This is a genomic window from Kribbella sp. NPDC058245, assembly GCF_042882005.1.
Lineage (GTDB): Bacteria > Actinomycetota > Actinomycetes > Propionibacteriales > Kribbellaceae > Kribbella.
The window spans coordinates 447,066-472,228 of the sequence record NZ_JBHVWY010000003.1 but is presented as its reverse complement, the minus strand read 5'-3'; the positions used below and the strand labels follow the sequence as shown (position 1 = coordinate 472,228).

The following is a 25,163-nucleotide window of genomic DNA, read 5'->3' as shown; positions in this document are numbered from 1 at the left end:
GGCGCTCACTCGACGCCTCCTTCGATCTGGTCACGGAGGCGGGCGGCGTCCGGGTCGACGCTGCGGTCGGCCCAGCGGACGTAGATCATCGTGATCGCGAACGTCGTGACGAACTGGCCGAGGCCGAACAGCAGCGCGACGGTGATGTTGCCGAAGACCTTGGTCGACATGAAGCCGTGCGCGTAGTCGGCGAGCAGGACGTAGACGAAGTACCAGACCAGGAACAGGCCGGTCATCGGGAACACGAAGCGGCGGAACCGGCGGCGCAGTTCGGAGAAGTCCGGTGACATCTGGACATCTCGGTACGTCGTCAGCTCCGGCTCGCCCGAGCGGATATCACTCATGCGCGGGACCTCCAGACAGGGAAATGGCCGGGCGGACCGGCGTGGTGTGCTGGTCCGTACTGTGGTCCGCGTCACTGGTTTGCGGACAGCACACGCGCGCATCGAGCGCTCAGCGGCGCACCCGGGGCGACCGGCGGGGGACGCCGCTGCGGCGAACGGTCGGTCCGTGGCGACGAGCGGTTAGGGGTGGGCGGTCGGGGCCCGGTCGACGTCCACGGCCTCGGGGGTGTGCAGGCGGACCATGCTGCGGGCGGTACCGGCTGGGATCGCGTTGGGGGTCAGCTTCGACACGACGATCACGGTGAGGAAGGCGAGCGGCATGGTCCAAGCAGCGGGCTGCACGACCAGTGCGCGCGGCCAACCGCCGGTCGGTGCGCCGATCACGTTGATGAGTGCGGCGGCGCTGGCTGCGACACCGCCGACGACCAGCCCGGCTGCGGCGCCCGTGGTCGACATGCGCCGCCACCAGATGCCGAGCACGAGCATGGGGCAGAAGGTCGACGCGGCGACCGCGAATGCGAGTCCTACCGTGTCGGCGATGCTCAGAGCGCCGGTGACGCGGAAAGCGACGTACGGGACGGACATCGCCAGTAGCGCAGCGATGCGGAAGCTGTTAACAGCAAGGTAATCGCCGCCGGTCAGACGGTTCAGCCGCGTGCGTAGGAGATCCTGGTCGATCACTCCGGCGATCGCGACGGTCAGGCCGGAGGAGGTGGACAGGAACGCGGCGAAGGCGCCGGCGGCGACAAGCGCTCCGAGCAGGTCTCCCGCCGTACCGGGGAAGACACGGCTGGGCAGCTCCAGTACGACGGTGTCTGCGGCGCCTGCGACCAGGTCGGGGGCGAAGGAGCGGCCGAGGATCGCGTAGACGGGTGGGAACAGGTAGAAGAGGCTAAGCAGGGCCAGCACGACAACCGTCGTACGGCGGGCCGCTCGGCCGTCTGGGTTCGTGTAGAAGCGGACCAGGACGTGTGGGAGCCCCATGGTGCCGAAACACAAGGCCAGTAAGACTGAATAGGTCGCATAGAGCGGGTGGTCGCGACCGCCGGCCCGGGAGAGCGGTTCGGCCCACTCGGCGGCCGCACCGTGCAGTGACTGCAGTACTCCGACCGGGTGGTCTCCGGACCGCCAGGCGATCAGGATGATGAAGATCGGTGCGGCCAGTGCGGTGAGCTTGAGCCAGTACTGGAAGGCCTGCACGAAGGTGATCGAGCGCATGCCACCCGCGGCCACGTTGATCACCACGATGACGGCGACGACGAGTGCACCCACGTCCGGCGGTGCTCCGGTGACGGTCTGGAACGTCAGCCCGGCACCGCGCAGTTGTGGGAGCAGGTAGAGCGTCCCGATGCCGACAACGAGTCCGGAGCAGACGCGGCGCACCATAGCCGACTCGAAGCGGGTCTCAGCGAAGTCGGGCAGTGTGTAGGCGCCGGAGCGTCGGAGCGGAGCCGCAACCAGCACGAGCAGCATCAGGTAGCCGACGGTGTAGCCGACGGAGAACCACAGCATGTCGGCGCCGTTGACCAGCACCAGACCGGCGACACCGAGGAACGATGCGGCGCTCAGATACTCGCCGCTGATCGCAGACGCGTTCCAGCGCGGGGTGATCGCGCGGCTGGCGACGTAGAAGTCACTGGTGGTCCGGGAGATCCGCAGGCCGAACAGGCCGATCCCGATCGTGGCCACGATGACCAGACCGATGCCGGTCAAACTCATTGCCGATGACATCTATTGCCGCCCGACGAACTCGGTGAACTCGGCCTCGATGCGTTCGGCGTTGCGGACGTAGATGCGGGCGGCGACGTACACGACCGGGTAGACGACGATGCCGAGGATCACCCAGGGGAGCGGGAGTCCGAAGATGGAGAAGGTACGGGTCGGTGGGACCAGCCAGAACAGCAAGGGGATGCTGCCGAGGATCAGACCGGTGCCGCCGATCACTGCGAGCGTGAGGCGGAGCTGGGACTGGATCAGCGAGCTCATGTAGACCTCGCCGAGCCGCGTCTGCTCGTCGATCTCCCTCGTGCCGGTCGGAGTGGTGGGCCGACGAGCCGCACTGGTGCGTGGGCTCGTCACTCGGACGCGGCGGGGGCCTGGGGGTGAGTTGGTGCTCACGGGCGTAAGGAGGTCGAGCGGACCAGGAGGTCGCGGAGCTCGCGAGTGTGCCGCCTGCTGACCGGCAGCCAGTCGTCGCCAACCCGTACGGCGCAACGCCCGCTGTCGACGCGCATCTCGTCCACATGCGCGAGAGCGACGAGAGTGCTGCGGTGGATCCGGGTGAAGCCCGCGTCGCGCCAGCGCTCCTCCAGCGTGCTGAGCGGGATGCGGACCAGGTGTGAGTTCTGACCGGTGTGCAAGCGGGCGTAGTCGCCCTGCGCCTCGACGTACCGGACTGTCGAGCGCTGCACGAACCGCGTCACCCCAGCGAGCTCCACGGGGATCACCTCGTCACCTGTGTCCTCGGCCGGCTGCGGTGTGACCGGCGTACCGGCGGTGACCACGCGGCGGACCGCCTCGGCCAGGCGCTCGGCGCGGACCGGCTTCATCACGTAGTCGGTCGCCTCGAGCTCGAACGCCTGCACCGCGTGTTCGTCGTACGCGGTGACGAAGACGATCTGCGGACGGCTGGCGAACTTCGAGAGCACCTTGGCCAGGTCGATGCCGTCCAGCCCGGGCATCTTGATATCGCAGAACACCACGTCCAGGTCGGCCGCCTGCAGGATCTTCAGCGCCTCCGGCCCGTTCTTCGCGGTCCGGATCTCCCCGATCCGGTCGTCACGTCGCAGCAGGTACACCAGTTCGTTGAGCGCCGGCTCCTCGTCGTCCGCGACCAGTGCGCGCAGTGGTGTGTCCGCCATGAGGTCACCTTAGGGTGACGCGTGCACTCCTGAGGAGTATTTGGGGATCCGGAAGGTCACCTTCGTCCCGGCGTCCACCTGCGTCTCCACGACGAGTCCGTAGGCATCTCCGTAGACCTGGCGCAGACGGGCATCGACATTGCCGAGGCCGATCGAGTCACTGGCGGACTCACCGGCCAGGACCGCGCGGATGACCTCCGGGTCGCTGCCGACTCCGTCGTCCTCGACGCTGATCTCCGCTTCGTTGATCTGGTCCCGGGCGCGGATGGTGATCCGGCCGACGCCGGTGGTGCCTTCCAGCCCATGCCGTACGGCGTTCTCCACCAGCGGCTGGACGACCAGGAACGGTACGACGACCGGTAGCACCTCAGGAGCGATCTGGAGCGAGACCGTCAGCCGCTCACCGAACCGGGCCTGCTCGAGGACCAGGTAGCGCTCCACGTTGCGCAGTTCGTCGGCCAGCGTGGTGAACTCGCCGCCACGGCGCAGTGCGTAGCGAGAGAAGTCCGCGAACTCCAGGAGCAGCTCACGTGCTCGCTCGGGGTCTGTGCGGACGAACGACGCTATGGCGGCCAAGGCGTTGTAGATGAAGTGCGGGCTGATCTGAGCACGCAGTGCGCGCAGCTCAGCCTCCATGGCTCGCGTGCGTTCCTTGTTGAGCTCCGCGAGCTCCACCTGGCCGGACACCCAGCGTGCGACCTCTTCGGTCGCTCTGACCAGTGCCGCCGAGGTGCGTTCGCTGTAGGCAACCAGTACGGCGACCACGCGCTCGTCGATCACGATTGGCGCGACAGCCGCCGTACGGATCGGGCATTGCGGGTCGCCACAGGCGACGTCATGGACGCCGAGCACTGCGGTCCGGCCGGTGCGGAGGGTGGGTGCGGCGATCGTGCGGGCGTCGCGGCGGTGGTTGCTCTCGTACGGGCCGCCGACACCGTCCCAGGCCAGTACGCCGGAGGAGTCGCAGATCGCGATGGCCGCCGTACCGAGAAGGTCTCTGAGGTGGCGGCTCGCTTTGCCGGCCGCAGCGGGGGTCAGGCCTTCGCGCAGGTGCGGACTGGCCAGCGAGGCGGTATGCAGAGTCGCATACGTCGCCTTGTCAGCCGGAGTGCCGAAATGCTTCCGCCGCCGCGCGAACACCCCCTGACGGTAACCGCTCAGCCCGCAGCGCGCGGCCTGAACGCCTCCAGCGCCTCCGTGTCGGAGTAGTTGGTCAGCAGATAGGCATCGACCCACTCCTGACGTCCGGGGTACGTCGAGTTGTTCATGATCTGGTCCGCCGCCGAGATCCGGTCCAGAGCCGACCGCCGGAGCTGAACCCCCTCAGGGGTGATCAACGCCCAGTTCGGGCCAGGAGCGCCGTACGGCATCCCCACGCTCCCCGCGTTCACCACGGTACGTCGATCCACCTGCCGCATGAACGGCATGTGCGTGTGCCCGCACACCACAGTCCTGATGTCGTCAGGCACGGTGCTCAGCACCTCAAGCCACCTGGTGACGGGGCTGTCCACCAACACGACCTCCTCGTCATCCCGAGGCGTCGCATGACACACCAGCACGTCCCCGAACGTCACAGTCGTCGGCAGCGCATCCAACCACTCCACCTGCGCACCCGTGAGCTCACCAGCGGACCAAGGACTCACCGCATCCGGCGCCACTCCTTTGAATGTCCCCCGCGCCATCGCCACGGCCTCCCGGTCCGCATTACCCCGAACCCACACCACCCGGTCACCCATGGACTTGAGCCGCTCGAACACCTCCCGAGGCTGCGGCCCACTCACCACATCCCCCGCGACCACCACCGTGTGAGCCGCCCGCACGTCCTTCTCCGCCAGCACCGCCTCCAACGCCGGCAAAACCCCATGAACATCAGCAAGCACCGCAAGGCGAGTCATACCGCCAGTGTGCCCCTCAACTGCCGATGACGAGTGGGGTGTCGGTGCCGATGGGGGTGGCGCGCTCGCACGCGCCGGTGGTGATGGTGCAGCGGATGATGGCGGTCTTGACCTTGTCGACCTGGCCGGCGGGGGTGGCGTAGGCGACGACGAGGACGTGCTGGTCGTCCTCTACGCCCATCTCCTGAAAGCAGCCCTTCCACTCATGCAGGACCGTGCCGGAGTTCGCGTCGAAGGCTGCGGAGGTCCCAGAGCAGAAGCCTTCGGCGTTGTCCTCGTCTCCGTAGGCGGTGGAGCCGTTCGGAGTGAAGCCGCGCACCTGGAAGTCACAGGTGCGGAAGAGCTGGGTGCCGGTAGGGATCTCGACCACGTTCGAACAGGAGCCGTCGTCGTTGCGGACCGGCATGGAGGCGGCGGTGCGACCGTTGGCAGAGATGGCGGTCGGTGAGACGACCGCCTTGATCAGCTGAGCCTTCGCCTCGGTCGGGACCCAGGAGTACAGCTTCCACGCCCCGGTCTCCGTATCGCTCGCGCGGTAGTACACCTTGCCGCCGGTGTAGGCGAGGACTCGTACTTCCCAACTGGTCGGCAGCTTGAGCGACTGCAGCGAGTCCCCCGATTCCGCGTAGACCGTGCCGCCCTTGGTGGGCACCCCGAGGCTGCTGAGCCGCGCCGCGGCATAGGCGGAGGCGCTCTGGTCCGACGTGGTCACCAGGGACGAGACATCCGGCGTACGGCGAACTGCGCCGCCGCTGTCGATCTTCAGCAGCTCGGTGCCGTCGCCGTCAGGCTCGTACATGACGATCGCCAGCGTGCTGGTCTGCACGCGGCCGATGGTGAGCACGGATCCCTTACCCGGGATCTTGTCCACGTAGGTCGAACCGCTGCGGACCTCGCGGCCGATCAGGTACGGCACCTGGGGCTCGCGGCCCTGCGGGAGCTTGCTGATGTTCAACTTGGTGATCGCGGGACTCGTGGAGGCCGCCGGGGTGCTGGGGGTGGTTGACGGTGTTGGGGTGGGGCTTGGGCTGGGGGAGCCGGTGAGGGGAGCTGCAGCCTGGGCCTCGCCGGCTTTGGGACCTTGGCGGTAGGCGAGGGCCGCGCCGACGGCGACGGCGGCTACCGCGACGGAGGCCACCACGGCGATCAGGCGTCCGTTCTTGTTCGGCATCGGGTGACTCCTTACGAGCCGAGGAGCAGGGGTTCTTTGGCCAGCGGAGTGGCCAGCTCACACTCGCCGGTGCTGACCGTGCAGCGAACGATCGCCGAGTTGCTGCGGACGTCTTCTTCCGCGTACCACTGGAACAGGACGTGGTCGTCGTCCTCGGCGACCTGGCGGCTGATCACGGACGCGGTCCAGGTGCGGATCGGCTTGCCGGTCTTGATGTTCACGGCGGAGAGCGCCTCGACGCCGACCGAGCCGCCGGTGTCCGGTGGGAGGCCGATCACGAACGCGTTGCCCGGGCTGAAGTGGTCGAGGCGGTACTGGCAGGACTTCCAGCGCTGCAGACCGGTCGCGAGGTCGGTGAGGGCCGAGCAGACGCCGCTGTCGGTGAAGACCGGCAGGCTCGCGCCGAGGGTGCCGTCCGAGCTGACCGCCAGCGGCGAGGTGAGCTTCGGAACCACGGTGGCCGTCTGCTGACCGACGGTCCAGCGGTAGAGGCTCGCCGTACCGCCTGGAGTCGCGGTACTGCTGAAGAAGACCGTCTTGTCCGCGACGGAGAGCACCTCGAGACCCCAGGACTTCGGCTGCGCCAGCTTCACCGCAGGCCCGCCCGGCTTCTCGTAGTACACCGTCCCGCCCTGGCGGACGGCCGCGAAGCGGTCACCGTCGCCGTACGCGACGGCGTCGCCGTCGGCGCTGCCGACCAGCGAGTCAATGCCGGCGTCCTCGCGCAGCACCTTGCCCTGGGAGTCCTGCACCACCAGGGTGCCCTTAGGTGTGGAATCCACCTGCAGGGTCAACGTCTCGTCCCAGAGCCGGACCACACCGTCGATGTTCCGGGTCCCGGGCACCTGGACCGGCTTGCCGATGCCGCCCATGACCGTCCGGCCGCGCACGTAGGCGACCTGCGGTCCCTGGCCGGTCGTCAGCTTGGGCGCGTCGACCTTCACGGTGAGCGGCAGGGTCTTGCTCGGCGGAGCCTGGGTGAGGGGTGCCGCGGCGGCGCCGGACTGGTTCTGCGGACCGCGCGCGGCAGCCAGCAGTCCGCCGCCTGCCACCGCGATGACGGCCACTGCGGCGACTGCGATCACCAGTGGCCGGTTCCTGTTCGACACCTGCTCCATCCTCGCTGAGACGCACCAACTCGCGGTTTTGTTCGCACCGGCAACCCAGTCGCAGGAACGATCGAGCATAATGCGTGCATGGACCAGCCCCAGCGGATCGGCCGGTACGCCCTGGTCCGCCGGGTCGGTGCCGGGGGTTTCGCGACCGTTTGGCTGGCCAAGGACGAGCAGTTGGACGCCGATGTGGCGGTCAAGATCCTGTCCGACCTGTGGACCGACGACGAGGACGTCCGCCGCCGCTTCTTGGCCGAGGGCCGGTTCCTGCGCCGGGTTGACTCGCTGTACGTCGTCGGTGCCCACGACGTCGGGGAGACCGACGACGGCCGCCCGTACCTCGTCCTCACCTATGCGGACCTCGGGACACTGGCCGACAAGATCAAGGCCGGACCGCTGGAGATCGGCGATGCGGTTCGGATCATCACCGAGGTCGGCAAGGGCCTCAAGCACCTGCACAGCCGTGGCGTGCTGCACCGCGACGTGAAGCCGGCCAACGTGCTGTTCCGCAGCATCGCCGGCGGCGACCGCGCCATGCTCGGCGACCTCGGCCTGGGCAAGTCGGTCCAGGACGTCTCCCAGCTCACCATGCCCGGCGGCACTCCCGCGTACGTCGCTCCCGAGCAGGTGCTCGGTGAGCGCCTGGACCACCGTGCTGACCTCTACTCGCTCGGTGCGGTCGCGTACGCCGCTTTCACCGGCCAAGCGCCGCACGGCGTGAACAGCCTCGGTGCGGTGATGCAGATCGACAAGCCACCGCCATCGATGACCACGCTGCGCAAAGAGATCCCGGATGCGATCGACGTCGTCGTACGGCGTGCTCTCGAGCCGGACCGTGAGTTGCGCTGGCAGGACCTCGACAGCTTCCTCAACGCACTCCGTGAGGCGCATGCGACCGGCAAGATTCCCGCAGGTCTGATTCCCGCGTCCCAGGTGGCTCCGACGAGTGCCGTGCCTGGTGGGGTCGACCAGGAGACCGCACTGTCCAGTGCGAACCAGGTGACGCAGGCACCGCCCAGGCGCTCCACCCGCGGCCGTGTGATCGCCGGAGTGCTCGCAGTCCTGCTGGCAGCCGGCGGCGGGTACGGTGGCTACCAGTTCGTGCTCTCACGTCCGGTGAAGGTGGAGTACGGCGGCCTGTCGGTCGAGGTGCCGCGTGCGTGGTCGCAGAAGGCGGAGAACAACGACGGTCCACGACTGCTCGTTTCCGACAGCACGGCGAAGTGGCAGACGGACCCCAAGGTTGAGGGCGTCTATCTCGAGCTCCAAAAGGGAACCAAGCTGCCGACGACCACCGATCCGCCGCCCGGTTGCAATGCCGTTCCGCCGGACGGCGGCACGATCGGTGACCAGCAGCTGGCGACCTTCCGCTACACGTGCGGCAATCAGCCGTCGGTCATCGCTCAGTATCGGCAGCTGAACAGCACCACGCTGCTCCGAATCCAGGTCCGCGACGACGACCCGGCCGGCCGCCAGGCGGTCCTGGACTCGGTCAACTACCACGCTCCTTAAGGCACCAGCGAGGTCAGCGACGAGATCGTGGCCTTGTGCATCCGCGGGATCACGTTCAGCGTGGTCGAGTCCCCGGCGTACAGGTGGGAGCCCGACTCGTAGACCAGGTACGCCGTGCCGTTGTACTCCGTGATGCCCTCGGTCATGCTCGGCGCCCGGAAGCAGCTCAGCGCGGCCGCGTCCAGATCCTTCTGACCGCGCTTCACGACGTACAGGTTGCTGCGGTTGGTCCGCCCGTACGACGTGCTGTAGATGAAGTGGTTCGCGGTGACCGTCAGCCCCTGCGTCTTGGTGGGGATCTCCCAGGCGCCGGACAGCGTGGTGAGCGTGCCGTCGTCGGCGATCTTGTACTCGTACATGGCGCCGCGCCCGGTCTCGTTGAAGGAGCCGGCGAACAGCGAGTCACCGTAGGTGCCGATGAACGACGCCGCGGCCACGTCCCGCGCAGTGCCGACCTGAGTCAGGTACGGCGTCCCTGCGGCCTTCATGGCGTCTCGCAGTGCCGTCAGGCTGTACTTGCGGATGCTGGTCCCAGCACCCGACACGAATGCCCAGCCCTTGCTGACCGCGATCCCGCCCATGTGGGACTCGGCTACCGCCACCACGCCGACAGTGGCGCCAGTGGCCGGGTCGATGCCGTAGATCTGTGAGTCGGCGCCTTCGCTGTACGAGCCGACGAGCAGCAGGTTCTTGCCGCTGCCGTCCCAGTTGTACCAAGTGCCCGCACCCTGCGGGGTGTGCGTGCTGAGGTTCGGAATGCTCGCACTGTTGCTGAAGCGGGCGTCGAACTTCTTGGAAGCCGACGGGCCGTCGTAGAACGTCGCACCGCCGGTCGTATCCGTGTCGCAGGTGATCGCAGCCTGCGCGGGCAGTGCGACCGTGAGAGCGGTCAGAGCCGCGGAGCTGAGGAGTAGGGCAGTCATCAGGGGGCGGAGCCGGGACATGGGTGTCCTCTTCTCATGGGGGCGGAAAGTTACGGCTGCCCCACCTTAAGACGACAACCACCCACAGTGAACCCGTCGCGTGTCTAGGGTCGGCCCGTGCTCAAACGCTTGCTCGCAACGACCTTGCTGACCGGACTGCTCGCCGTACCGGGCCAGGCGCAGGCTGCTGCGCCGCCGCTGTCGCAGTGTGCCGGTGTGAAGGTCGGTCCGGCGCAGGAGGTCGTGTCCGACGCGACCCGCAAGGCGCTGGGGCTCGAAGGCTGGGCGGACACCGCGTACGGCGTACTGCCTGCTGGAAACGGCAAGTACGACTTCCTGGGCGTGGCTGCGTTGGTGCGTGGCGGACAGAGCATCGCGGTCACCCGGGGGACTCTGGACAACCCGGTGTCCGACGGGGTGCTGAAGATGGAGCCAGTGCTCGGGATGCCGGCCGGGTCCAACTATGCCGGCGGTGGGCCGGTGTACCGCGATCCGCGGTCCGGCATGGTTCTGCAGATGCTGCACGTGGAGCAGAACACGACAGACGGGTTCTACTCGACGCTGCACCTGGGCAAGTACGACCCGGCGACGCAGCGGACGACGTACCTGGGCCCGCTGGCCACCCCGTGGGCGACCAAGGATCAGATCCAGTCCCTGCACGCCACGGCCGACATGGGGAACCCGTCCTTCGTTGCTCGCGACGGCTACCTCTACATCTACTTCCCCGACTACTACGTGAACTCCGGCGGCGGCTTCGCCAGTACGGCGCTCTCTGTCGCGCGGGCGCCGTTGGCCGACGTACTGAGTGCTGCGGCCGCTGGTCGGGTAGTGGCGTGGCACAAGTACCTCAACGGCAACTGGGATTCACCTGCGATCGGTGGCGCGTCGACAGACGTCCGGCCGGGAGAGCGTGGTGGCTGGCACCCGAACGTCGTCCGGACCACCCGCGGCGGCTCCCTGGTCGTCCAAGGCGTTTCGTCGACCGAGTTCATGCTGGCCGACTCGGCTGATGGCGTGCTGTCGTGGTCGGCCGCCGTACCGCTGTTCAACGACCCCGACAAGTTCAACGCCTACCCGACAGTGGTCGGGACCGGTGCGGACCCCTCGATGGTCGGTGACGAGTTCTACGTCTACTACCTGCAGTGGCCGAGCAAGCAGCCGGACTGGAACAACGCGCACATGATGCGGCGGCTGGTCACCTGTACGCAGGGCAACGACCTGGGCACCGTCCCGCTCGTCCGCAACGACAACGGCAGTCGGCACCGGGTGACCACCTCGCTAGTGACGGAGGCCGGCTACTACCCGACGCGCACCTGGCTGCTGGAAGCCGGGCAGAAGCCGGGGACTGTCCCGATCTTCAGCTGCAGCAACGGCACCAGCGACCAGTTCGTGTCACCGGGCGCGGACTGCGGTGGCTTCAGCTTCCTGCAGACGTTGGGCTGGATCTACACTTCTCCACCGGCTGCACCGTCGGTCGCCCTGTACCGCTGTCACGTGGCGGGTCTGGACGACCACTACCTGTCTGCCGATGCCGGCTGCGAGAACCCGAACGCAGTCGACGAGTTCCGGGTCGGCTACGCACTCAGTACGACGAAGGTCGCGTTCTCGCGCTTTGACAGTACGTCTGAGCGCTGGGTGACCAGTGGGGCGGTGACAGCGAGCTATGGCACGGTGAAGCGCTGGTTCATCGAAGGCTGGTCCATCGAAGGAGGGCAGCCGCCGGGGACCACTGCGCTCTATGGCTGTTCCTATGGGACTCCCAAGGGCACCAACCACTTCATCTCCAGCGACGCCAACTGTGAGGGTCAGACGAAGCTCCGGACCGAGGGCTGGATCTCCTCGAGCAAGACCGCGGAGGCGACCGCTCCGCTCTACCGCTGTTACCAGCCGACCGACTACGACCATTTCCTCGGCGACGAGCAGTGTGACGGAGTCGTGGGTGCTCAGCGTGAGGGTCTGATGGGCTACGCCGTACCGTAGGCGGCATGACTGATCTGTCTGCGGCGATCGACCGCGTTCTGCCCAGTGTCCGTGCCGACCTCGAGGACCTCATCCGGATCCCTTCGGTCAGTTACGAAGCGGCGCGTGCGGGCGATGTCCAGCGGTCCGCCGAGGCCACCGCCGCGCTGTTCGAGGCGGAGGGGTTCGCGGTCAAGATCGTCCGGGCCGGTGACGGTGCACCCGCGGTGATCGCGAAGAAGGCAGCACCCGCCGGCAAGCCGACGGTGCTCCTGTACGCGCACCACGACGTGCAGCCGACCGGTGCGGTCGACCAGTGGACGTCCGACCCGTTCGAGCCGACTGAGCGCGGTGACCGGCTCTACGGTCGTGGCGCGGCCGACGACAAGGCCGGGATCGCAGCACACCTGGCCGCCGTACGGGCCTTTGGCAACGACCTGCCGGTCGGCGTGACGGTGTTCGTCGAGGGTGAGGAGGAGATCGGCTCGCCGACGCTCCTGCAGCTTCTGGACGAGTACTCCGCTGACCTGGCCGCGGACGCGATCGTCATCGCCGACTCCGGCAACTGGGACGTCGGTCACCCCGCACTGACTGTTTCGCTGCGCGGACTGGTCGAGTCGTACGTGGAGGTACGGACTCTCGACCATGCTGTGCACTCCGGCTTGTTCGGTGGGCCGATCCCGGATGCGCTGTCGGCACTGTGCAGGCTGCTCGCCACCCTGCACGACGACAAGGGCGACGTTGCGGTCGACGGGCTGCACGCATCCCGCGCGGCCGACGTGGTGTACCCGGAGGACCGGCTGCGCGCCGAGTCGAGTGTGCTGGAGTCGGTCCGGCTCACCGGCTCGGGCTCGCTGGTCGACCGGCTCTGGACGCGCCCGGCGATCGCCGTACTGGGTATTGACGCACCTGCTGTGGCTGAGGCCAGCAACACGCTGGTGCCAGTAGCTCGGGCCAAGGTCAGCCTGCGGGTTGCGCCGGGTGATGACGCGGTGAAGGCGAGTGCAGCGCTGAAGGAACACCTGGAGCGCAACGCGCCGTGGGGTGCTCAGGTGACCGTCACCGAGGGCGAGGTCGGCCAGCCGTGCAGCATCAACGCACGGGGTGCTGGTTACGAGGCTGCCCGGTCCGCGTTCCAGACCGCCTGGGGTGTCGAGCCGATCGACATGGGCATGGGCGGATCGATCCCGTTCATCGCCGAGTTCCAGCGGGTCTTCCCGGCGGCGGCCATCCTGGTGACCGGCGTCGAGGACCCGGACACCCGGGCGCACGGGGTCGACGAGGGCCTGCATCTGGCCGAGTTCCGCAAGGTCTGCCTGGCCGAAGCCCTGCTGCTGCAGAACCTCGCCGACAACGCGTAAGGCCCTTACAGGACACAACCTGACCACGAGGTCGGGACCGGGGTTTCCGACAACGCTCGGTTTGGCATAGGTTTCGGCGAGTGAAGATCGCAGTGGTACGGGAGACCAGGCCGGCCGAGCGCCGGGTCGCATTGGTGCCGGAACAAGTCGCGAAACTGATCGAGCTCGGGTACGAGGTCGCCGTCGAGCCGGCCGCCGGTGAGCGGGCGCTCTACTCCGACGACCAGTACCGCGAAGCCGGGGCCGAGGTGGCCTGGGGTGCCGACCACGCGGCCACCATCGTGGCGTCGGTCCAGCCGCTGGAGCGCGAACGCCTGCAGCGGCTGCATGCCGGTACGGCGTTGCTGTCGTTCCTGCCGACGAATCCGCCGGACGTCGTCCGGTCGGCGACGCGGGCCAAGCTGACGGCGTTCGCGATGGAGCTGGTGCCGCGGATCTCGCGGGCCCAGTCGATGGACGCGCTGTCCTCACAGGCCCTGGTGGCCGGCTACCGGGCCGCGATCGTCGCCGCCGAACGGCTCCCGCGGTTCTTCCCGCTGAACATGACCGCGGCCGGCACGGTCCCGCCGGCCCAGGTCCTCGTCCTCGGCGCCGGCGTCGCCGGCCTGCAGGCGATCGCGACCTCGAAGCGCCTCGGTGGTGTCGTGAAGGCGTACGACGTCCGCACCGCGGCCGCCGAGGAGATCGCCTCCATGGGCGCGGTGCCGATCACCCTCGAGCTCGGCACTCTCGACGGACCTGGCGGGTACGCCCGCGAGATGACCGCCGAACGGGCACAACTCCAACGCGAGCTGCTGGCGCCGTACGTCGCCGCTGCCGATGCGCTGATCACGACTGCCGCCGTACCGGGTCGAACCGCTCCCATGCTGGTGTCGCGCGCCATGGTCGAGCAGATGAAGCCGGGTTCCGTGGTCGTCGACCTCGCCTCCGAGCAGGGCGGCAACGTCGAAGGCTCGGTCGCCGGGACCGAGCTGACCATCGGGAACGCGCTCGTCTGGGGCGGCGCCAACGTGGCCAGCCAGATGGCCGGGCCGGCCAGCCGCCTGTACGGGCAGAACATCGCCAACCTGATCCGGCTGATGACCCGCAACGCCGCCTTCGACCCCGACTTCGACGACGAGATCGTCCGCGGTTGCTGCGTCACCCACGACGGCACCGTCCTCCACGAGCCGACCCGCGAACTCCTTGAAGGGCCCTCGGCATGACCGAATCCATTGCGCTGCTGACGATCTTCGTCCTGGCCGCCTTCGTCGGCGTCGAGGTGATCAGCAAGGTCTCCTCGACCCTGCACACCCCGCTGATGTCCGGCGCCAACGCGATCCACGGCGTCATCCTGGTCGGCGCCATCATCGTCACCGGCCAGGCCGAGTCCACCCTGGTGGTGATCGTCGGCCTGCTGGCCGTCGTCCTGGCGACCGTGAACATGGTCGGCGGGTTCGTCGTCACCGACCGGATGCTCGAGATGTTCAAGCCTCCGTCCGCCCGCAAGAAGGAGCTTGGCAAGTGATCCCGACCTGGGCCCAGATCGGGTACCTGATCGCCGCGGTCTGCTTCATCGTCGCGCTGAAGGCGCTGTCGTCCCCGAAGTCGGCACGCACCGGCAACCTGCTCGGCGCGGCCGGCGCCGTACTGGCCGTCATCATCACCTTCGTCGCCTACAAGCCGCAGCACCTGGCGGCGATCCTGGTCGCGCTGGTGATCGGCACCATCGGCGGCGTGGCCGGCTCGCGCCGCGTCCAGATGACCCACATGCCGCAGCTCGTTGCTCTCTTCAACGGTGTCGGCGGTGGCGCGGCCGCGCTGGTCGCGCTGATGGAGCTCGGCGAGGTTCCGGACGGCGCGACGGTCGCCGCGATCGCGACGGCCTTCACCATCCTGGTTGGTGCGATCAGCTTCTCCGGCTCGATCGTCACGTTCGCCAAGCTGCAGGAACTGATGACGACCCGGCCAGTGACCTTCCCCGGTCTGCCGGTCCTCTTCATCGCCTCGATCCTCGGCAGCCTCGTGCTGGCCGGCTTCCTGGTCTCCGACCCGCGCGTGTGGGTCGGCGTACTGCTCTGTCTTGTCGGTCTCGCGGTCGGCGTGATGCTGGTGCTGCCTGTGGGTGGCGCCGACGTACCGATCGTCATCTCGTTGCTGAACGCCTTCACCGGCCTCACGGTTGCTGCTGGTGGGTATGTCCTCGGCAACACGCTGCTGCTGGTCGCCGGCACCCTGGTCGGCGCGGCCGGTACGTTGCTGACCAAGCTGATGGCGGACGCGATGGGCCGCTCGGTCTTCAACATCCTCTTCGGTGCGGTCAAGGGTGGTTCGACTCTTGGTGGCGGTACGGCGTCCGAGCGGCCGGTGATCTCCGGCGGAGCCGAGGATGTCGCGATCCTGCTCGGCTACGCCAACAAGGTCATCATCGTCCCGGGCTACGGTCTCGCCGTCGCCCAGGCCCAGCACACGCTGCGCGAGCTCGTCGAAGAGCTGCAGGGCCGCGGGGTCAAGGTCGACTACGCCATCCACCCGGTGGCAGGCCGCATGCCCGGTCACATGAACGTGCTGCTCGCCGAGGCGCAGGTCCCCTACGACCAGCTCCGCGAGATGGAAGAGATCAACAGCGACTTCAAGTCCACGGACGTCGTACTGGTCGTGGGCGCGAACGACGTGGTCAACCCGGCCGCCCGCAATACCCCCTCGGCCCCCATCTACGGCATGCCCATCCTGAACGCCGACGAGGCCCAGCGCGTCATCTTCCTCAAACGCTCCATGCGCCCCGGCTTCGCCGGCATCGAGAACGAGTTGTTGTACGACCCCCGAACCACCTTGCTCTTCGGCGACGCCAAGGACTCCCTCACCAAGCTCCTCGCCGCCCTCAAAAACATCTAGCTCCAACCCACCTCGACCGAACGGCTGCCGCCCCCCGCGGCAGCCGTTCCGCGTTCCGGCGAGCAGCAGCCCCCATCGCGCTACGCGCTCGACCCTATGCACCGGTACCGCGCCGACCCGCGATCTGCCTGGCTAGCCACCCAAATTCGGGGTTCGGCACCCTGGTTATGAGTACCGAACCCCCAATCTGCCTGGCTAGCCACCCAAATGTGGGTTCTCGTGCTCGATGTGGGTGACCCGGCGTTGCCGGGCTGCGGCCGCTCCGGCGGGTGAGATGGATCTGTCGGTTGCGTACACACCGACTGTTAATACGCCTACCAACCGCCCTTTTCGGCACCTCCGTCACGCTGCAGCACGCCCGGTCCGTCCGCGTACCAACGGTCAGTCTGTACAGCCCGATCATCCGGCCTGCGGGTCATGAGGCCACTTGCCAAGTGGTCACCGACAGTGGGAACTGTGTCGCCCGAAACCGATTGCTGGCGACACAGTCGGCACACTCGACGGCCCGCAGCGTCACCCTTGCCGGCCGAGGGTGGTGACCTGCCGTCGGGTGCGTCCGCCCAGACGGTGCGAGTTGCTGGTTTCGCGGTCCGTGACCGAAGCCAGCCTTCGCATAGATCACGGCACCCGGTTGGCATCATTGCGCCCTCCCGGCCGGGCCGGGCGCGGCACGAAGAACTGCAGGTGCCTGGCTCGAGGGCGGGGGGTTCGGGGTGGATCCACCCCCCGAATCCGTCCTGGATCCTTCCCAAACCGGTTTGGGGAGCGATGCGTCCTGCCCACAACCGCCGCCCACCCCGGTACGGCGGCGGTTCCGGCGGGGTCTTGGTCGCGGGTGTACAGACGGACTGTCAGTACGCAGCCGTGATGGTCGTGTTGCAGCGTGACAGTGGTTCTGGGACGGGCGGCCGGTGAGCGTACTAACAGTCGGTGTGTACGCAACCGGCGGATCCATCCCAGCTTCCCGCCCCCACCAAGCCGACACCGACCAGCAGCCCCCATCGCGTTGCGCGGTCCTCGAGCGTGTGCACCGGCACGGCGCCGACCGCGATTTGCCTGGCTACCCACCCAAATTGGGGGTTCGGCACCCTGGTTATGAGTACCGAACCCCCGACCTCGGTGGCTAGGCAGGAAAATCGTGGTTAGTAGTTGCGTCTGCCGATCTGAGGGACAGCGTGGTTGGGCGCCGCGATGGTTGCGGTGGATGGCGGGGGCGGCGATCGCGTTCCGCATGCCTGGGGCTGATGGGTTGTGGTTGCGGTCCGGGAATGAGGCCGCTCTGGTGGGTGAGACCGCTGTTCGGGGCGGTTCCTGGGGGCAATGTCGCTGCCCTTGAACGGTGTGATGCGGTTCAGGGCGTCGTGGGGTAGACCACAGTCGGCGATTAGGGACGGACGTTCGCCAGGCGCGCACGAATTCGTGCGGCAATTGGTCCAGACCGCACTCCCGGAAGACGTTGGCCGCTCCCGGCCAACGTCCCACCCCGGCCACCCAGGACCATTGCCGCCAATTTCCTCCGCCTGTTTAACTTCTGCTGGCAGCAAGTCCCCGCTGCCTCGGCGTGACATCTCCCGCCGCCCGCCCACACCTGTCAGGAGCTCTGCCTTGGCCTGCCCACTCAACAATGCAAAGCGTGCATGGGACTGGGGCTAATCCACCCAGCCCCGCTGAGCCGCCCGAACCCCCAGTTCAAACCGCCCCGAAGCCCCCACCTGCTCACTCAGCTTCGCCGCCATTCGCCGCACGGTACGCATCGAAACGCCAAGCTTCCGAGCCACCTGCTCATCAGTTGCCCCCTGCACCAGAAACCGCAGGAACTCCGACTCCTGCCCGGTGATTTCACCTGCATCTGCTGGTGGGGCTGTGGAGTACGGCCTTGCCCGGCGCCAGTAGTGCTCGTACAGATCGATGGCGATACGGACGACGGACCTGCTGTGATGGACCATCGCACCGGGAGATCTGTTGTCCGGGTCAATTCCGACCACGACCGCCTCGGCGTCGAAGATCACCATCCTCAGCGGTACTGACGGCACAACTCGAACTTCGGCACCGAACTGTTGAACGTTAGCACAGAACTCCCGCGTTTCGCCGACCTTCAGTTGCGCCTCGACAATCAAATAGCGAAGTTTGATGCCATGTTCCAGGAATCGGCTGTCGGCCGTATTTTTTGGGTCTCGCATGATCCCGCCAGGGTCGGGTGAGACCATTCCCCACACAGATTTAGCGGGATGAAAATGCTGCATCCGCTGATATGCGCGCTCTCCTTCGTGGACTTCCACTCCACCAATGCTTTTCTCAACCAAGAATTCGCTATAGCTGGCGACGAATTCTCCGGCTGCGACCCGATCGGAATCTAGTCGTGCAGACAACTGATCGATTTCCTGCTGCCTGCGTTTGGTTAGCAGTTCGAATCCGTCGGCCGGGTGCAGCGGATAGTCCTCGTCGTCGATGTTCCAGCGCGGCACGAGCAGCCCGAGGATTCGCAGCTGAGCGACCTGTTCGGTCACCTCTTCCACGGACAGGCCGACCGCTCGGCTGAGTTCACCGGCCATCGACGTGCGGACGAGCTCGGGATGCTTCAGCAACGCGCGGTAGACCGCGAGGTTCTGCTCGCTGAGTCCCAGCGACTCGAACACTCAGACCCAGCCGCGCTTCGCGGCCGCCACCCCAAGCTCGAACCGGCTGGCCGCGTCGAGCCGTTCCGACAGGTTCGCCGTGATCCGCCGCGCCGTACGCAACGAGATCCCCAGCAGCCGAGCCACCTGCTCATCCTTCGCACCGCCCGCGAGCAACCGAAGTACCTCGGCCTCGTGAGGCGTGAGCGGCGACTCGTTGTCGCGGTCCTCGGGCGAGAACATCTCCGACGCTCTTGCCCAGTAGGAGTCGAAGAGGGCGATAGTGACGGAGACGACCGCGGGGCTGCGGTGGATGACTGCACCGGCCGTCGGGTTGTCGGGATCCATCGGCATGATGGCGATTTCCTGGTCGAAGATCAGTAGCCGCAGCGGGATGGTCGGCGTCGCTCGCACCTCGCCGCCCATGCGATGGATGGTCTCCGCGTAGTCGGTGGCGACCTTCGACTCCATCATGTTCTGGAGGTAGACAGCCCGCATCCGGATGCCGCGCTCGAGGAGCGGTAGATCCGGCGAGCCTGCGACCGGGCGGGCCGTATCGTCGACGTGGGCGGGAACCAGGGCCCAGAAAGTGTCGCGAGCCTTCATGGCCAGTTCGTCGATTCGGCGCGAGACGTTGGCGCGGCCCTTGATGACCTCGACGTCGCCGCTGCTCCGAGCGGTCAGGAGCTCGTTGTACTGCTCCGCAACAACTTCAGCGCTCGCCTCGGCCTCGCGGAGGAGTCCCAACTCCGCATTGAGTGCCGTGCGGCGCCGCTCAGCCAGATTGGCGAGACCCACCCGAGGGTGAACGGCATGTTCGCCTTCTGGATTGGCCCAGGTCGGCACCAGTAGATCGAGCTTGCGGAGCTTGTCCATCAAGTCATGTACATCGTTAACCGGTCGCTCTACTAGCGCGGCAATCTGCTCCGGCGTACTCTCGGGCTGGCTGAGAAGGGCGTGATAGACCGCAAAGGTGGCTTCATCCACACCCAGCGGATCGAGCACGAAATCCTCCTCGTGAACCTGTCGGAACCGACCATATACACAGAGCGTCGATATGGGGCACTCAATGCGTGGTTCCGGATTATTTCGAAGGGACGAGTTGTGATCAAGAAGGTGCTGTCCGTGATCGGACTGGCTGGTCTCCTGTGGGGTGTTGCGTCCACGGCCTACGCCGGTGACCCGCCGGACACAACGCAGTGCTCGAACGTCGCTGCGGCTTGCTGGGGAATGCACTAATCAACCATGGGTCCGGCCCCGCCCGGTCGGCCCTCGAAATGCTGCTCGTCGGGGACACCGTCATCTGTCGCGTAGACTGCTGGTGTGGCTCGTGGCGATGGTCGGCTCACTCATGATCTGGACCCTCAGGACCTGGGACCGCAGGACGCTTGTGGCGTCTTCGGGGTTTGGGCGCCGGGGGAAGAGGTTGCCAAACTCACCTATTTCGGGCTCTATGCCTTGCAGCACCGGGGGCAGGAGTCGGCGGGGATCGCAGTCAGTAACGGGAGTCAGATTCTCGTTTACAAGGACATGGGTCTCGTCAGCCAGGCGTTCGACGAAGCGACCCTGGCGTCCCTGCGCGGGCATATCGCGATCGGGCACTGCCGGTACTCCACCACTGGGTCCAGTGTGTGGGCGAATGCCCAGCCGACGTTCCGGTCTACCGCGACCGGGTCGATCGCGCTCGGGCACAACGGCAACCTGACCAATACCGGCGAGCTCGCCGCCAGCCTGACCGGCGGTGGTGATCTTGATCTCGGTCTGGATGCGGGTGCCGATCACGCGAAGGCGAACGCGAAGCACTCGGCGAGCTCCGACACCGACATCCTCACCTCGATGCTGGCCGGCTACCCCGATCTCACGATCGAGCAGGCCGCCGCCAAGGTGCTGCCGAAGGTGAAGGGCGCTTTCAGCCTCATTTTCATGGACGAGAACACCCTGTACGCCGCTCGCGACCCGCAGGGCATCCGCCCGCTCGTACTGGGCCGGCTGGAGCGCGGTTGGGTGATCGCGAGTGAGACCGCCGCCCTCGACATCGTCGGGGCGAGCTTCATCCGTGAGGTCGAGCCGGGTGAGCTGGTCGCCGTGGACGCCGACGGGCTCCGCTCGCAGCGGTTCGCCGAGGCGGACCCGAAGGGCTGCCTGTTCGAGTTCGTGTACCTGGCCCGCCCGGACACCCAGATCTCCGGCCAGCGGATCCACTCCACGCGCGTGGAGATCGGCCGCCGCCTGGCCCGTGAGCACCCGGCCGAGGCCGATCTCGTCATCGCGACCCCGGAGTCCGGCGTACCGGGTGCTATCGGGTACGCCGAAGAGTCCGGGATCCCGTATGGATCCGGCCTGGTCAAGAACGCGTATGTCGGCCGCACGTTCATCCAGCCGAGCCAGACGATCCGCCAGCTCGGGATCCGGCTGAAGCTGAACCCGCTGCGCGAGGTGATCGAGGGCAAGCGGCTGGTGGTCGTCGACGACACGATCGTCCGCGGCAACACCCAGCGCGCCGTGATCCGGATGCTGCGCGAGGCCGGGGCGAAGGAGATCCACGTCCGGATCACCGCCCCGCCGGTGAAGTGGCCGTGTTTCTACGGGATCGACTTCGCCAGCCGCGCGGAGCTGATCGCGAACGGGCTGAACACCGAGGAGATCTGTCGCTCGCTCGGCGCCGACTCGCTCGGGTACGTCGACCTGGACACGCTGGTCGAGGCGACCAACCAGCCGAAGGACCAGCTCTGCCGGGCGTGCTTCGACGGGGTGTACCCGGTCGCGCTGCCCGACCCGGAGTACCTGGGCAAGCACCTGCTCGAGGTCCCGGTGACCGACGCGGACGGCCTGGCCGCCGTCGTCGGTGGTGGCGGCGCAGCCGACGCACTCAGTCGTCCGTAACAGCGCGTCGGCAGGATCGACGTCGTACCGAGGAGAAGAACGTGAGCCAAGGCGCCAGCTACGCCGCCGCCGGAGTCGACATCGAGGCCGGTGACCGGGCCGTCGAGCTGATGAAGGAATGGGTCGCGAAGGCGACCCGGCCCGAGGTCGTCGGCGGTCTCGGCGGGTTCGCCGGGCTGTTCGACGCGAGCGCGCTGACGAAGTACCGGCGGCCGTTGCTGGCGACCTCGACCGACGGGATCGGGACCAAGGTCCAGATCGCGCAGCGGATGGACAAGCACGACACGATCGGGTTCGACCTGGTCGGCATGGTCGTCGACGACCTGGTGGTCTGCGGCGCCGAGCCGCTGTTCATGACCGACTACATCTGCACCGGCAAGGTGGTCCCGGAGACGATCGCACAGATCGTGAAGGGGATCGCCGAGGCCTGTGTCGAAGCCGGTACGGCGCTTGTCGGCGGCGAGACCGCGGAGCACCCGGGACTGCTCGAGGCGGACGAGTACGACGTCGCCGGAGCCTCGACCGGGGTCGTCGAGGCGGACGAACTGCTCGGCGCGGAGCGGGTCAAGGCCGGCGATGTGGTTGTCGCGATGGCCTCGTCGGGTCTGCACTCGAACGGGTACTCGCTGGTCCGGCACGTGTTCTTCGACCGGGCCAAGTGGGCGCTCGACCGGGAGGTTCCGGAGCTCGGGACCACGCTCGGTGAGACGCTGCTGACGCCGACCCGGGTGTACGCCAAGCACTGCCTGGAGCTGATCCGGGCGGTCAACAAGGACGGCGCGACGCCGCTGCACGCGATGTCGCACATCACCGGTGGTGGTTTCGCGGCGAACCTGGCGCGCGTGATCCCGTCGGAGCTCTCGGTCCGGATCGACCGGTCCACCTGGGCCCCGGCCCCGATCTTCGGCCTGGTCGGACAGCTCGGTGACGTCGAGCTGCTCGAACTCGAGAAGACGCTGAACATGGGCGCCGGCATGGTCGCCGTACTGGACCGGTCGGCCGCCGACACCGCGATCGCCGAGCTGGCGGCACGCGACATCCCGGCGTGGGTCTGCGGCGAGGTCCTCGCCGCGCCCGGTGGTGCCGTCACCCTCGAAGGCACCTACGCACAGTAACCCGCCACTTGCTGTCCCGCGCCACCAGTGGTGGCTGGAGACAGTAAGGCATGGCCGGAGACCCCGTGCATCAGGTCTCCGGCCATCACTTCGTGACTCGTGCCACCTGTGGTGGCCGGGCGCGACAAGGGCCGCGCCTGGACGAGCCAGGCGCGGCGGAGCTTGCGCGCACACATCCACCGAGCGTTAGCCCCAGGTGGTGAGTGTGCTGCTTCGGCCCGCCGGCCTCGGCAGCACAACATCACCGCATGGTGCCGGTGTGGTGGAACAACGTCGGACGCACGGAGAACCGCTCAGACACCCGTGGGGGCGCTGAGCAGCTCAGCCGGGCTGATCTTTACCGACGGGGATGGTAGTCGTCGGCGTCGCTGTCGTCGCCGTCGTTGTCACCGTTCGCAGAAGCGGTGCCGCCCTGTTCCCCGCCGGCCAGCTCTCGTTTGAGCTGGTCCAGGTCGGTGTCCCAGGTGCGGTACTTCAGGTCGCGTGCGACCTTCGTCTGCTTGGCCTTTGCACGGCCGCGCCCCATAGCGTCGACCCCCTCGCACAAGTCAACCGGGTACGCTGCGTGGCGCCCACGGATCAGTCGTCAGTAATCGTGGTTCAAGGATACCCGGAGCTGGGGATCGACACACGCACCGGCCCCCTGACGGACGCCGAAGACGTCCGATCACCGTGCCGGCGGGGTGGCCCGGACCCCTCAGACCGGTCCACCCCGCCGCGTCTATCGGGGTTATTTGACCTCGCGGCGTGAGCTAAGCCACAGTCCGACGATGGTCGGCAGGACCACCCAGACGCCGATCGCGGTCAGCGTCTCGGGCAGCATCCCGTGCAGGTCGCGCTCGGCGATCCGGCCGAAGGCGGAGAAGACGTCCAGGTAGTTCGCGTTGTCCTTGAACAGCGCCGGCCCGGCCAGCGACCAGGCGGTCGGGGCGATGAAGAAGACCAGGATCGCGACCGCGGTCTGGGCGATCACCGCACCGAAGGCGGCACCCATCACGACGTTCAGGGCCATGGTCAGGTAGGCGCCGGCGAGCTGCCCACCGAAGTCGGCGTACGTCGTGGCGTGGTCGGTGACCGCCCCGGTCAGTGCCGTGGCGCCGAGGGCCAGTACGACGACGCCGGTCATCACGACCGCGCTCAGGACGACCGCGGAGACGAACTTCGCCAGCTGGACGCGCACCCGGCGCGGCGACAGCGTGAAGGTGGTCAGTGCGGTCCGCTGGGTCCACTCGGACGTCATCGCCATCACGCCGATGACCGGCAGGATCAGCATCGTGCCGACCGTCCCGGCGCCGAGGAACGCGTCGAAACCGACGGTGCCCTCGCCCAGGTGGGTGATCTGCCAGGTCATCGCGGCCACGGCGATCAGCAGGATCGCGGCGACCAGGACCCGGCCGCTGCGGGTGTCCAGGGACTTGCGCAGCTCGATGGTCACGAGCTTCAGGAAGGACTGGCCGCGGGCCGGCGGGAGCGCCGTACCGGCTTGAGCCTTGTGCTTGGCCGGGGCTGCCGGCGCTACTTCTTCGGTCAGAGTGGTCATGATGTGTGCTCCAGAGGTCTTTAAGTAGGTGATCAGGCGGCCGCGGGGGTGGCGGTCAGCTGGAAGAACAGGTCTTCCAGGCCGGCCCCGTCGCTCTGGCGGAGTTCGAGCAGGACCTGACCGGCTGCCGCAGCGGCGCGTCCGACCTGCTCGGCGGTGGCGTCGACGCGCAGCGAGCCGTCGAGGCCCGGCTCGAGGCTCAGCCCGGCCGCGGTCAGTGCCTGGTTGAGGCCGATCGGGTCGAGACCGCGGACCAGCGTGCCGGTCCCGGCGAGCAGTTCGTCGAGCGAACCGTTGGCGACGATCCGGCCGCCGCCGATGACGACCAACTGGTCGACGGTCGCCTGGACCTCACCGAGCAGGTGGCTGGACAGGATCACCGTGCCGCCGCGCGAGGCGAAGTCCTGGAGCAGTCCGCGCATCCAGCGGATGCCCTCCGGGTCCATGCCGTTCGCAGGCTCGTCGAGGATCAGTACGGCGGGGTCGCCGAGCAGCGCGTTCGCGATGCCGAGCCGCTGCCGCATACCGAGCGAGTACTGACCGACGCGGCGCTTCGCGGCGTGTGTGAGGCCGACGGCCTCGAGCATCTCGTCCGCCCGGCTCTTCGGGACACCGAGCAGGCTCGCGTTCAGCGCCAGCGTCTCGCGGCCGGTGCGGCCCGCGTGCTGGGCGGCGGCGTCCAGCATGACTCCGACGACCCGGCCCGGGTTCGGCAACTCGACGTACCGCTTGCCAGTGATGGTCGCGGTACCGGACGACGGCGGCGTGAGGCCGGTCAGCATCCGGAGCGTGGTGGACTTGCCGGCGCCGTTCGGGCCGAGGAAGCCGGTGATGCTCCCGGGCTGGACGGTGAAGGACACATCCTGGACAGCCGTGGTGCTGCCGTAGCGCTTGGTCAGGTTCTCGACGGTGATCATGGCATTGAGTCAACCGTCCGGACCCCTGTCCGCACATCGGACGTCCGGCTGCGAGCACCCCTACGAAAGTCTGCGATCGAA

General features: G+C 67.6%; 23 protein-coding genes. 9 read left to right on the top strand and 14 right to left on the bottom strand.

Annotation, left to right across the window (positions count from 1 at the left end):
* Nucleotides 1-5 precede the first annotated feature (5 nt).
* The 8 genes from ACFVWG_RS08740 to ACFVWG_RS08705 all read right to left on the bottom strand — a co-directional run bounded on the left by ACFVWG_RS08740 (nucleotide 6) and on the right by ACFVWG_RS08705 (nucleotide 7,380).
* Complete coding sequence (locus tag ACFVWG_RS08740; protein WP_391542571.1) at nucleotides 6-344, bottom strand: DUF485 domain-containing protein; 339 nt, start codon at nucleotides 342-344, stop codon at nucleotides 6-8.
* 180 nt (nucleotides 345-524) lie between these two features.
* Complete coding sequence (locus ACFVWG_RS08735; RefSeq protein ID WP_391542570.1) at nucleotides 525-2,063, bottom strand: cation acetate symporter; 1,539 nt, start codon at nucleotides 2,061-2,063, stop codon at nucleotides 525-527.
* Between the two features lie 12 nt (nucleotides 2,064-2,075).
* Nucleotides 2,076-2,462 (bottom strand): hypothetical protein, encoded by a 387-nt coding sequence (locus ACFVWG_RS08730; RefSeq protein WP_391542569.1) that lies wholly within the window; start codon nucleotides 2,460-2,462, stop codon nucleotides 2,076-2,078.
* Complete coding sequence (locus tag ACFVWG_RS08725) at nucleotides 2,459-3,205, bottom strand: LytR/AlgR family response regulator transcription factor (protein WP_391542568.1); 747 nt, start codon at nucleotides 3,203-3,205, stop codon at nucleotides 2,459-2,461. The genes ACFVWG_RS08730 and ACFVWG_RS08725 overlap by 4 nt, the downstream gene beginning before the upstream one ends.
* 9 nt (nucleotides 3,206-3,214) lie before the next feature.
* The gene (locus tag ACFVWG_RS08720; RefSeq protein ID WP_391542567.1) at nucleotides 3,215-4,345 is read right to left on the bottom strand and encodes a histidine kinase; all 1,131 of its coding nucleotides are present in this window, start codon (nucleotides 4,343-4,345) and stop codon (nucleotides 3,215-3,217) included.
* 17 nt (nucleotides 4,346-4,362) lie between these two features.
* On the bottom strand, nucleotides 4,363-5,100 hold the full coding sequence (locus ACFVWG_RS08715; RefSeq protein WP_391542566.1) for a metallophosphoesterase family protein: 738 nt from the start codon (nucleotides 5,098-5,100) through the stop codon (nucleotides 4,363-4,365).
* A gap of 16 nt (nucleotides 5,101-5,116) precedes the next feature.
* Nucleotides 5,117-6,271 carry a hypothetical protein gene (locus tag ACFVWG_RS08710; protein ID WP_391542565.1) on the bottom strand — a complete coding sequence of 385 codons (1,155 nt, stop codon included), beginning with the start codon at nucleotides 6,269-6,271 and terminating at the stop codon, nucleotides 5,117-5,119.
* An 11-nt stretch (nucleotides 6,272-6,282) separates the two neighbouring features.
* The gene (locus tag ACFVWG_RS08705) at nucleotides 6,283-7,380 is read right to left on the bottom strand and encodes a hypothetical protein (RefSeq protein ID WP_391542564.1); all 1,098 of its coding nucleotides are present in this window, start codon (nucleotides 7,378-7,380) and stop codon (nucleotides 6,283-6,285) included.
* A gap of 87 nt (nucleotides 7,381-7,467) precedes the next feature.
* On the opposite strand from ACFVWG_RS08705, the gene ACFVWG_RS08700 reads away from it, so the two are divergent.
* On the top strand, nucleotides 7,468-8,895 hold the full coding sequence (locus ACFVWG_RS08700) for a serine/threonine-protein kinase (protein ID WP_391542563.1): 1,428 nt from the start codon (nucleotides 7,468-7,470) through the stop codon (nucleotides 8,893-8,895).
* Here ACFVWG_RS08700 and ACFVWG_RS08695 read toward each other — a convergent pair.
* The gene (locus ACFVWG_RS08695) at nucleotides 8,892-9,839 is read right to left on the bottom strand and encodes a hypothetical protein (RefSeq protein ID WP_391542562.1); all 948 of its coding nucleotides are present in this window, start codon (nucleotides 9,837-9,839) and stop codon (nucleotides 8,892-8,894) included. The genes ACFVWG_RS08700 and ACFVWG_RS08695 overlap by 4 nt on opposite strands.
* A 96-nt stretch (nucleotides 9,840-9,935) precedes the next feature.
* Here ACFVWG_RS08695 and ACFVWG_RS08690 point away from each other — a divergent pair, with 96 nt between their 5' ends.
* The 5 genes from ACFVWG_RS08690 to ACFVWG_RS08670 all read left to right on the top strand — a co-directional run bounded on the left by ACFVWG_RS08690 (nucleotide 9,936) and on the right by ACFVWG_RS08670 (nucleotide 16,012).
* Nucleotides 9,936-11,798 carry a hypothetical protein gene (locus tag ACFVWG_RS08690; RefSeq protein ID WP_391542561.1) on the top strand — a complete coding sequence of 621 codons (1,863 nt, stop codon included), beginning with the start codon at nucleotides 9,936-9,938 and terminating at the stop codon, nucleotides 11,796-11,798.
* Nucleotides 11,799-11,803: 5 nt separating this feature from the next.
* Complete coding sequence (locus ACFVWG_RS08685) at nucleotides 11,804-13,138, top strand: dipeptidase (RefSeq protein ID WP_391542560.1); 1,335 nt, start codon at nucleotides 11,804-11,806, stop codon at nucleotides 13,136-13,138.
* A gap of 80 nt (nucleotides 13,139-13,218) precedes the next feature.
* Complete coding sequence (locus ACFVWG_RS08680) at nucleotides 13,219-14,343, top strand: NAD(P) transhydrogenase subunit alpha (RefSeq protein WP_391542559.1); 1,125 nt, start codon at nucleotides 13,219-13,221, stop codon at nucleotides 14,341-14,343.
* Nucleotides 14,340-14,645 (top strand): NAD(P) transhydrogenase subunit alpha, encoded by a 306-nt coding sequence (locus ACFVWG_RS08675; RefSeq protein WP_391542558.1) that lies wholly within the window; start codon nucleotides 14,340-14,342, stop codon nucleotides 14,643-14,645. Before ACFVWG_RS08680 ends, ACFVWG_RS08675 begins: the two co-directional genes overlap by 4 nt.
* Nucleotides 14,642-16,012, top strand: coding sequence for an NAD(P)(+) transhydrogenase (Re/Si-specific) subunit beta (locus ACFVWG_RS08670; RefSeq protein ID WP_391542557.1), 1,371 nt, complete (start codon nucleotides 14,642-14,644; stop codon nucleotides 16,010-16,012). Before ACFVWG_RS08675 ends, ACFVWG_RS08670 begins: the two co-directional genes overlap by 4 nt.
* 1,649 nt (nucleotides 16,013-17,661) lie before the next feature.
* Here the strand turns inward: ACFVWG_RS08670 and ACFVWG_RS08665 are convergent.
* Together ACFVWG_RS08665 and ACFVWG_RS08660 are read right to left on the bottom strand one after the other, a co-directional pair.
* Nucleotides 17,662-18,648, bottom strand: a complete 987-nt coding sequence (locus ACFVWG_RS08665) for a LuxR C-terminal-related transcriptional regulator (RefSeq protein ID WP_391542556.1) — start codon at nucleotides 18,646-18,648, stop codon at nucleotides 17,662-17,664.
* On the bottom strand, nucleotides 18,649-19,632 hold the full coding sequence (locus tag ACFVWG_RS08660; RefSeq protein ID WP_391542555.1) for a LuxR C-terminal-related transcriptional regulator: 984 nt from the start codon (nucleotides 19,630-19,632) through the stop codon (nucleotides 18,649-18,651).
* 99 nt (nucleotides 19,633-19,731) lie between these two features.
* Between ACFVWG_RS08660 and ACFVWG_RS08655 the strand changes: the two genes are divergently transcribed.
* The 3 genes from ACFVWG_RS08655 to purM all read left to right on the top strand — a co-directional run bounded on the left by ACFVWG_RS08655 (nucleotide 19,732) and on the right by purM (nucleotide 22,625).
* The gene (locus ACFVWG_RS08655; RefSeq protein ID WP_391542554.1) at nucleotides 19,732-19,866 is read left to right on the top strand and encodes a hypothetical protein; all 135 of its coding nucleotides are present in this window, start codon (nucleotides 19,732-19,734) and stop codon (nucleotides 19,864-19,866) included.
* Between the two features lie 84 nt (nucleotides 19,867-19,950).
* Entirely contained in the window at nucleotides 19,951-21,510 is a 1,560-nt protein-coding gene (purF, locus tag ACFVWG_RS08650; protein ID WP_391542553.1) for an amidophosphoribosyltransferase, read from the top strand.
* A gap of 41 nt (nucleotides 21,511-21,551) precedes the next feature.
* Entirely contained in the window at nucleotides 21,552-22,625 is a 1,074-nt protein-coding gene (gene purM, locus ACFVWG_RS08645) for a phosphoribosylformylglycinamidine cyclo-ligase (RefSeq protein ID WP_391542552.1), read from the top strand.
* Between the two features lie 337 nt (nucleotides 22,626-22,962).
* Here the strand turns inward: purM and ACFVWG_RS08640 are convergent, their stop codons facing one another.
* The 3 genes from ACFVWG_RS08640 to ACFVWG_RS08630 form a co-directional block, all read right to left on the bottom strand.
* Entirely contained in the window at nucleotides 22,963-23,151 is a 189-nt protein-coding gene (locus tag ACFVWG_RS08640; protein ID WP_391542551.1) for a DUF3073 domain-containing protein, read from the bottom strand.
* Between the two features lie 204 nt (nucleotides 23,152-23,355).
* On the bottom strand, nucleotides 23,356-24,165 hold the full coding sequence (locus tag ACFVWG_RS08635; RefSeq protein WP_391542550.1) for an ABC transporter permease: 810 nt from the start codon (nucleotides 24,163-24,165) through the stop codon (nucleotides 23,356-23,358).
* Between the two features lie 32 nt (nucleotides 24,166-24,197).
* The gene (locus tag ACFVWG_RS08630) at nucleotides 24,198-25,082 is read right to left on the bottom strand and encodes an ABC transporter ATP-binding protein (protein ID WP_391542549.1); all 885 of its coding nucleotides are present in this window, start codon (nucleotides 25,080-25,082) and stop codon (nucleotides 24,198-24,200) included.
* Between the last annotated feature and the right edge of the window lie 81 nt (nucleotides 25,083-25,163).

Excerpts from the sequence above, each read along its gene's own strand:
- ACFVWG_RS08740 (WP_391542571.1), bottom strand. The coding sequence starts at position 344 with ATGAGTGATATCCGCTCGGGCGAGCCGGAGCTGACGACGTACCGAGAT.
- ACFVWG_RS08735 (WP_391542570.1), bottom strand. The coding sequence starts at position 2,063 with ATGAGTTTGACCGGCATCGGTCTGGTCATCGTGGCCACGATCGGGATC.
- ACFVWG_RS08725 (WP_391542568.1), bottom strand. The coding sequence starts at position 3,205 with ATGGCGGACACACCACTGCGCGCACTGGTCGCGGACGACGAGGAGCCG.
- ACFVWG_RS08715 (WP_391542566.1), bottom strand. The coding sequence starts at position 5,100 with ATGACTCGCCTTGCGGTGCTTGCTGATGTTCATGGGGTTTTGCCGGCG.
- ACFVWG_RS08710 (WP_391542565.1), bottom strand. The coding sequence starts at position 6,271 with ATGCCGAACAAGAACGGACGCCTGATCGCCGTGGTGGCCTCCGTCGCG.
- ACFVWG_RS08700 (WP_391542563.1), top strand. The coding sequence starts at position 7,468 with ATGGACCAGCCCCAGCGGATCGGCCGGTACGCCCTGGTCCGCCGGGTC.
- ACFVWG_RS08695 (WP_391542562.1), bottom strand. The coding sequence starts at position 9,839 with ATGTCCCGGCTCCGCCCCCTGATGACTGCCCTACTCCTCAGCTCCGCG.
- ACFVWG_RS08685 (WP_391542560.1), top strand. The coding sequence starts at position 11,804 with ATGACTGATCTGTCTGCGGCGATCGACCGCGTTCTGCCCAGTGTCCGT.
- ACFVWG_RS08675 (WP_391542558.1), top strand. The coding sequence starts at position 14,340 with ATGACCGAATCCATTGCGCTGCTGACGATCTTCGTCCTGGCCGCCTTC.
- ACFVWG_RS08640 (WP_391542551.1), bottom strand. The coding sequence starts at position 23,151 with ATGGGGCGCGGCCGTGCAAAGGCCAAGCAGACGAAGGTCGCACGCGAC.
- ACFVWG_RS08635 (WP_391542550.1), bottom strand. The coding sequence starts at position 24,165 with ATGACCACTCTGACCGAAGAAGTAGCGCCGGCAGCCCCGGCCAAGCAC.
- ACFVWG_RS08630 (WP_391542549.1), bottom strand. The coding sequence starts at position 25,082 with ATGATCACCGTCGAGAACCTGACCAAGCGCTACGGCAGCACCACGGCT.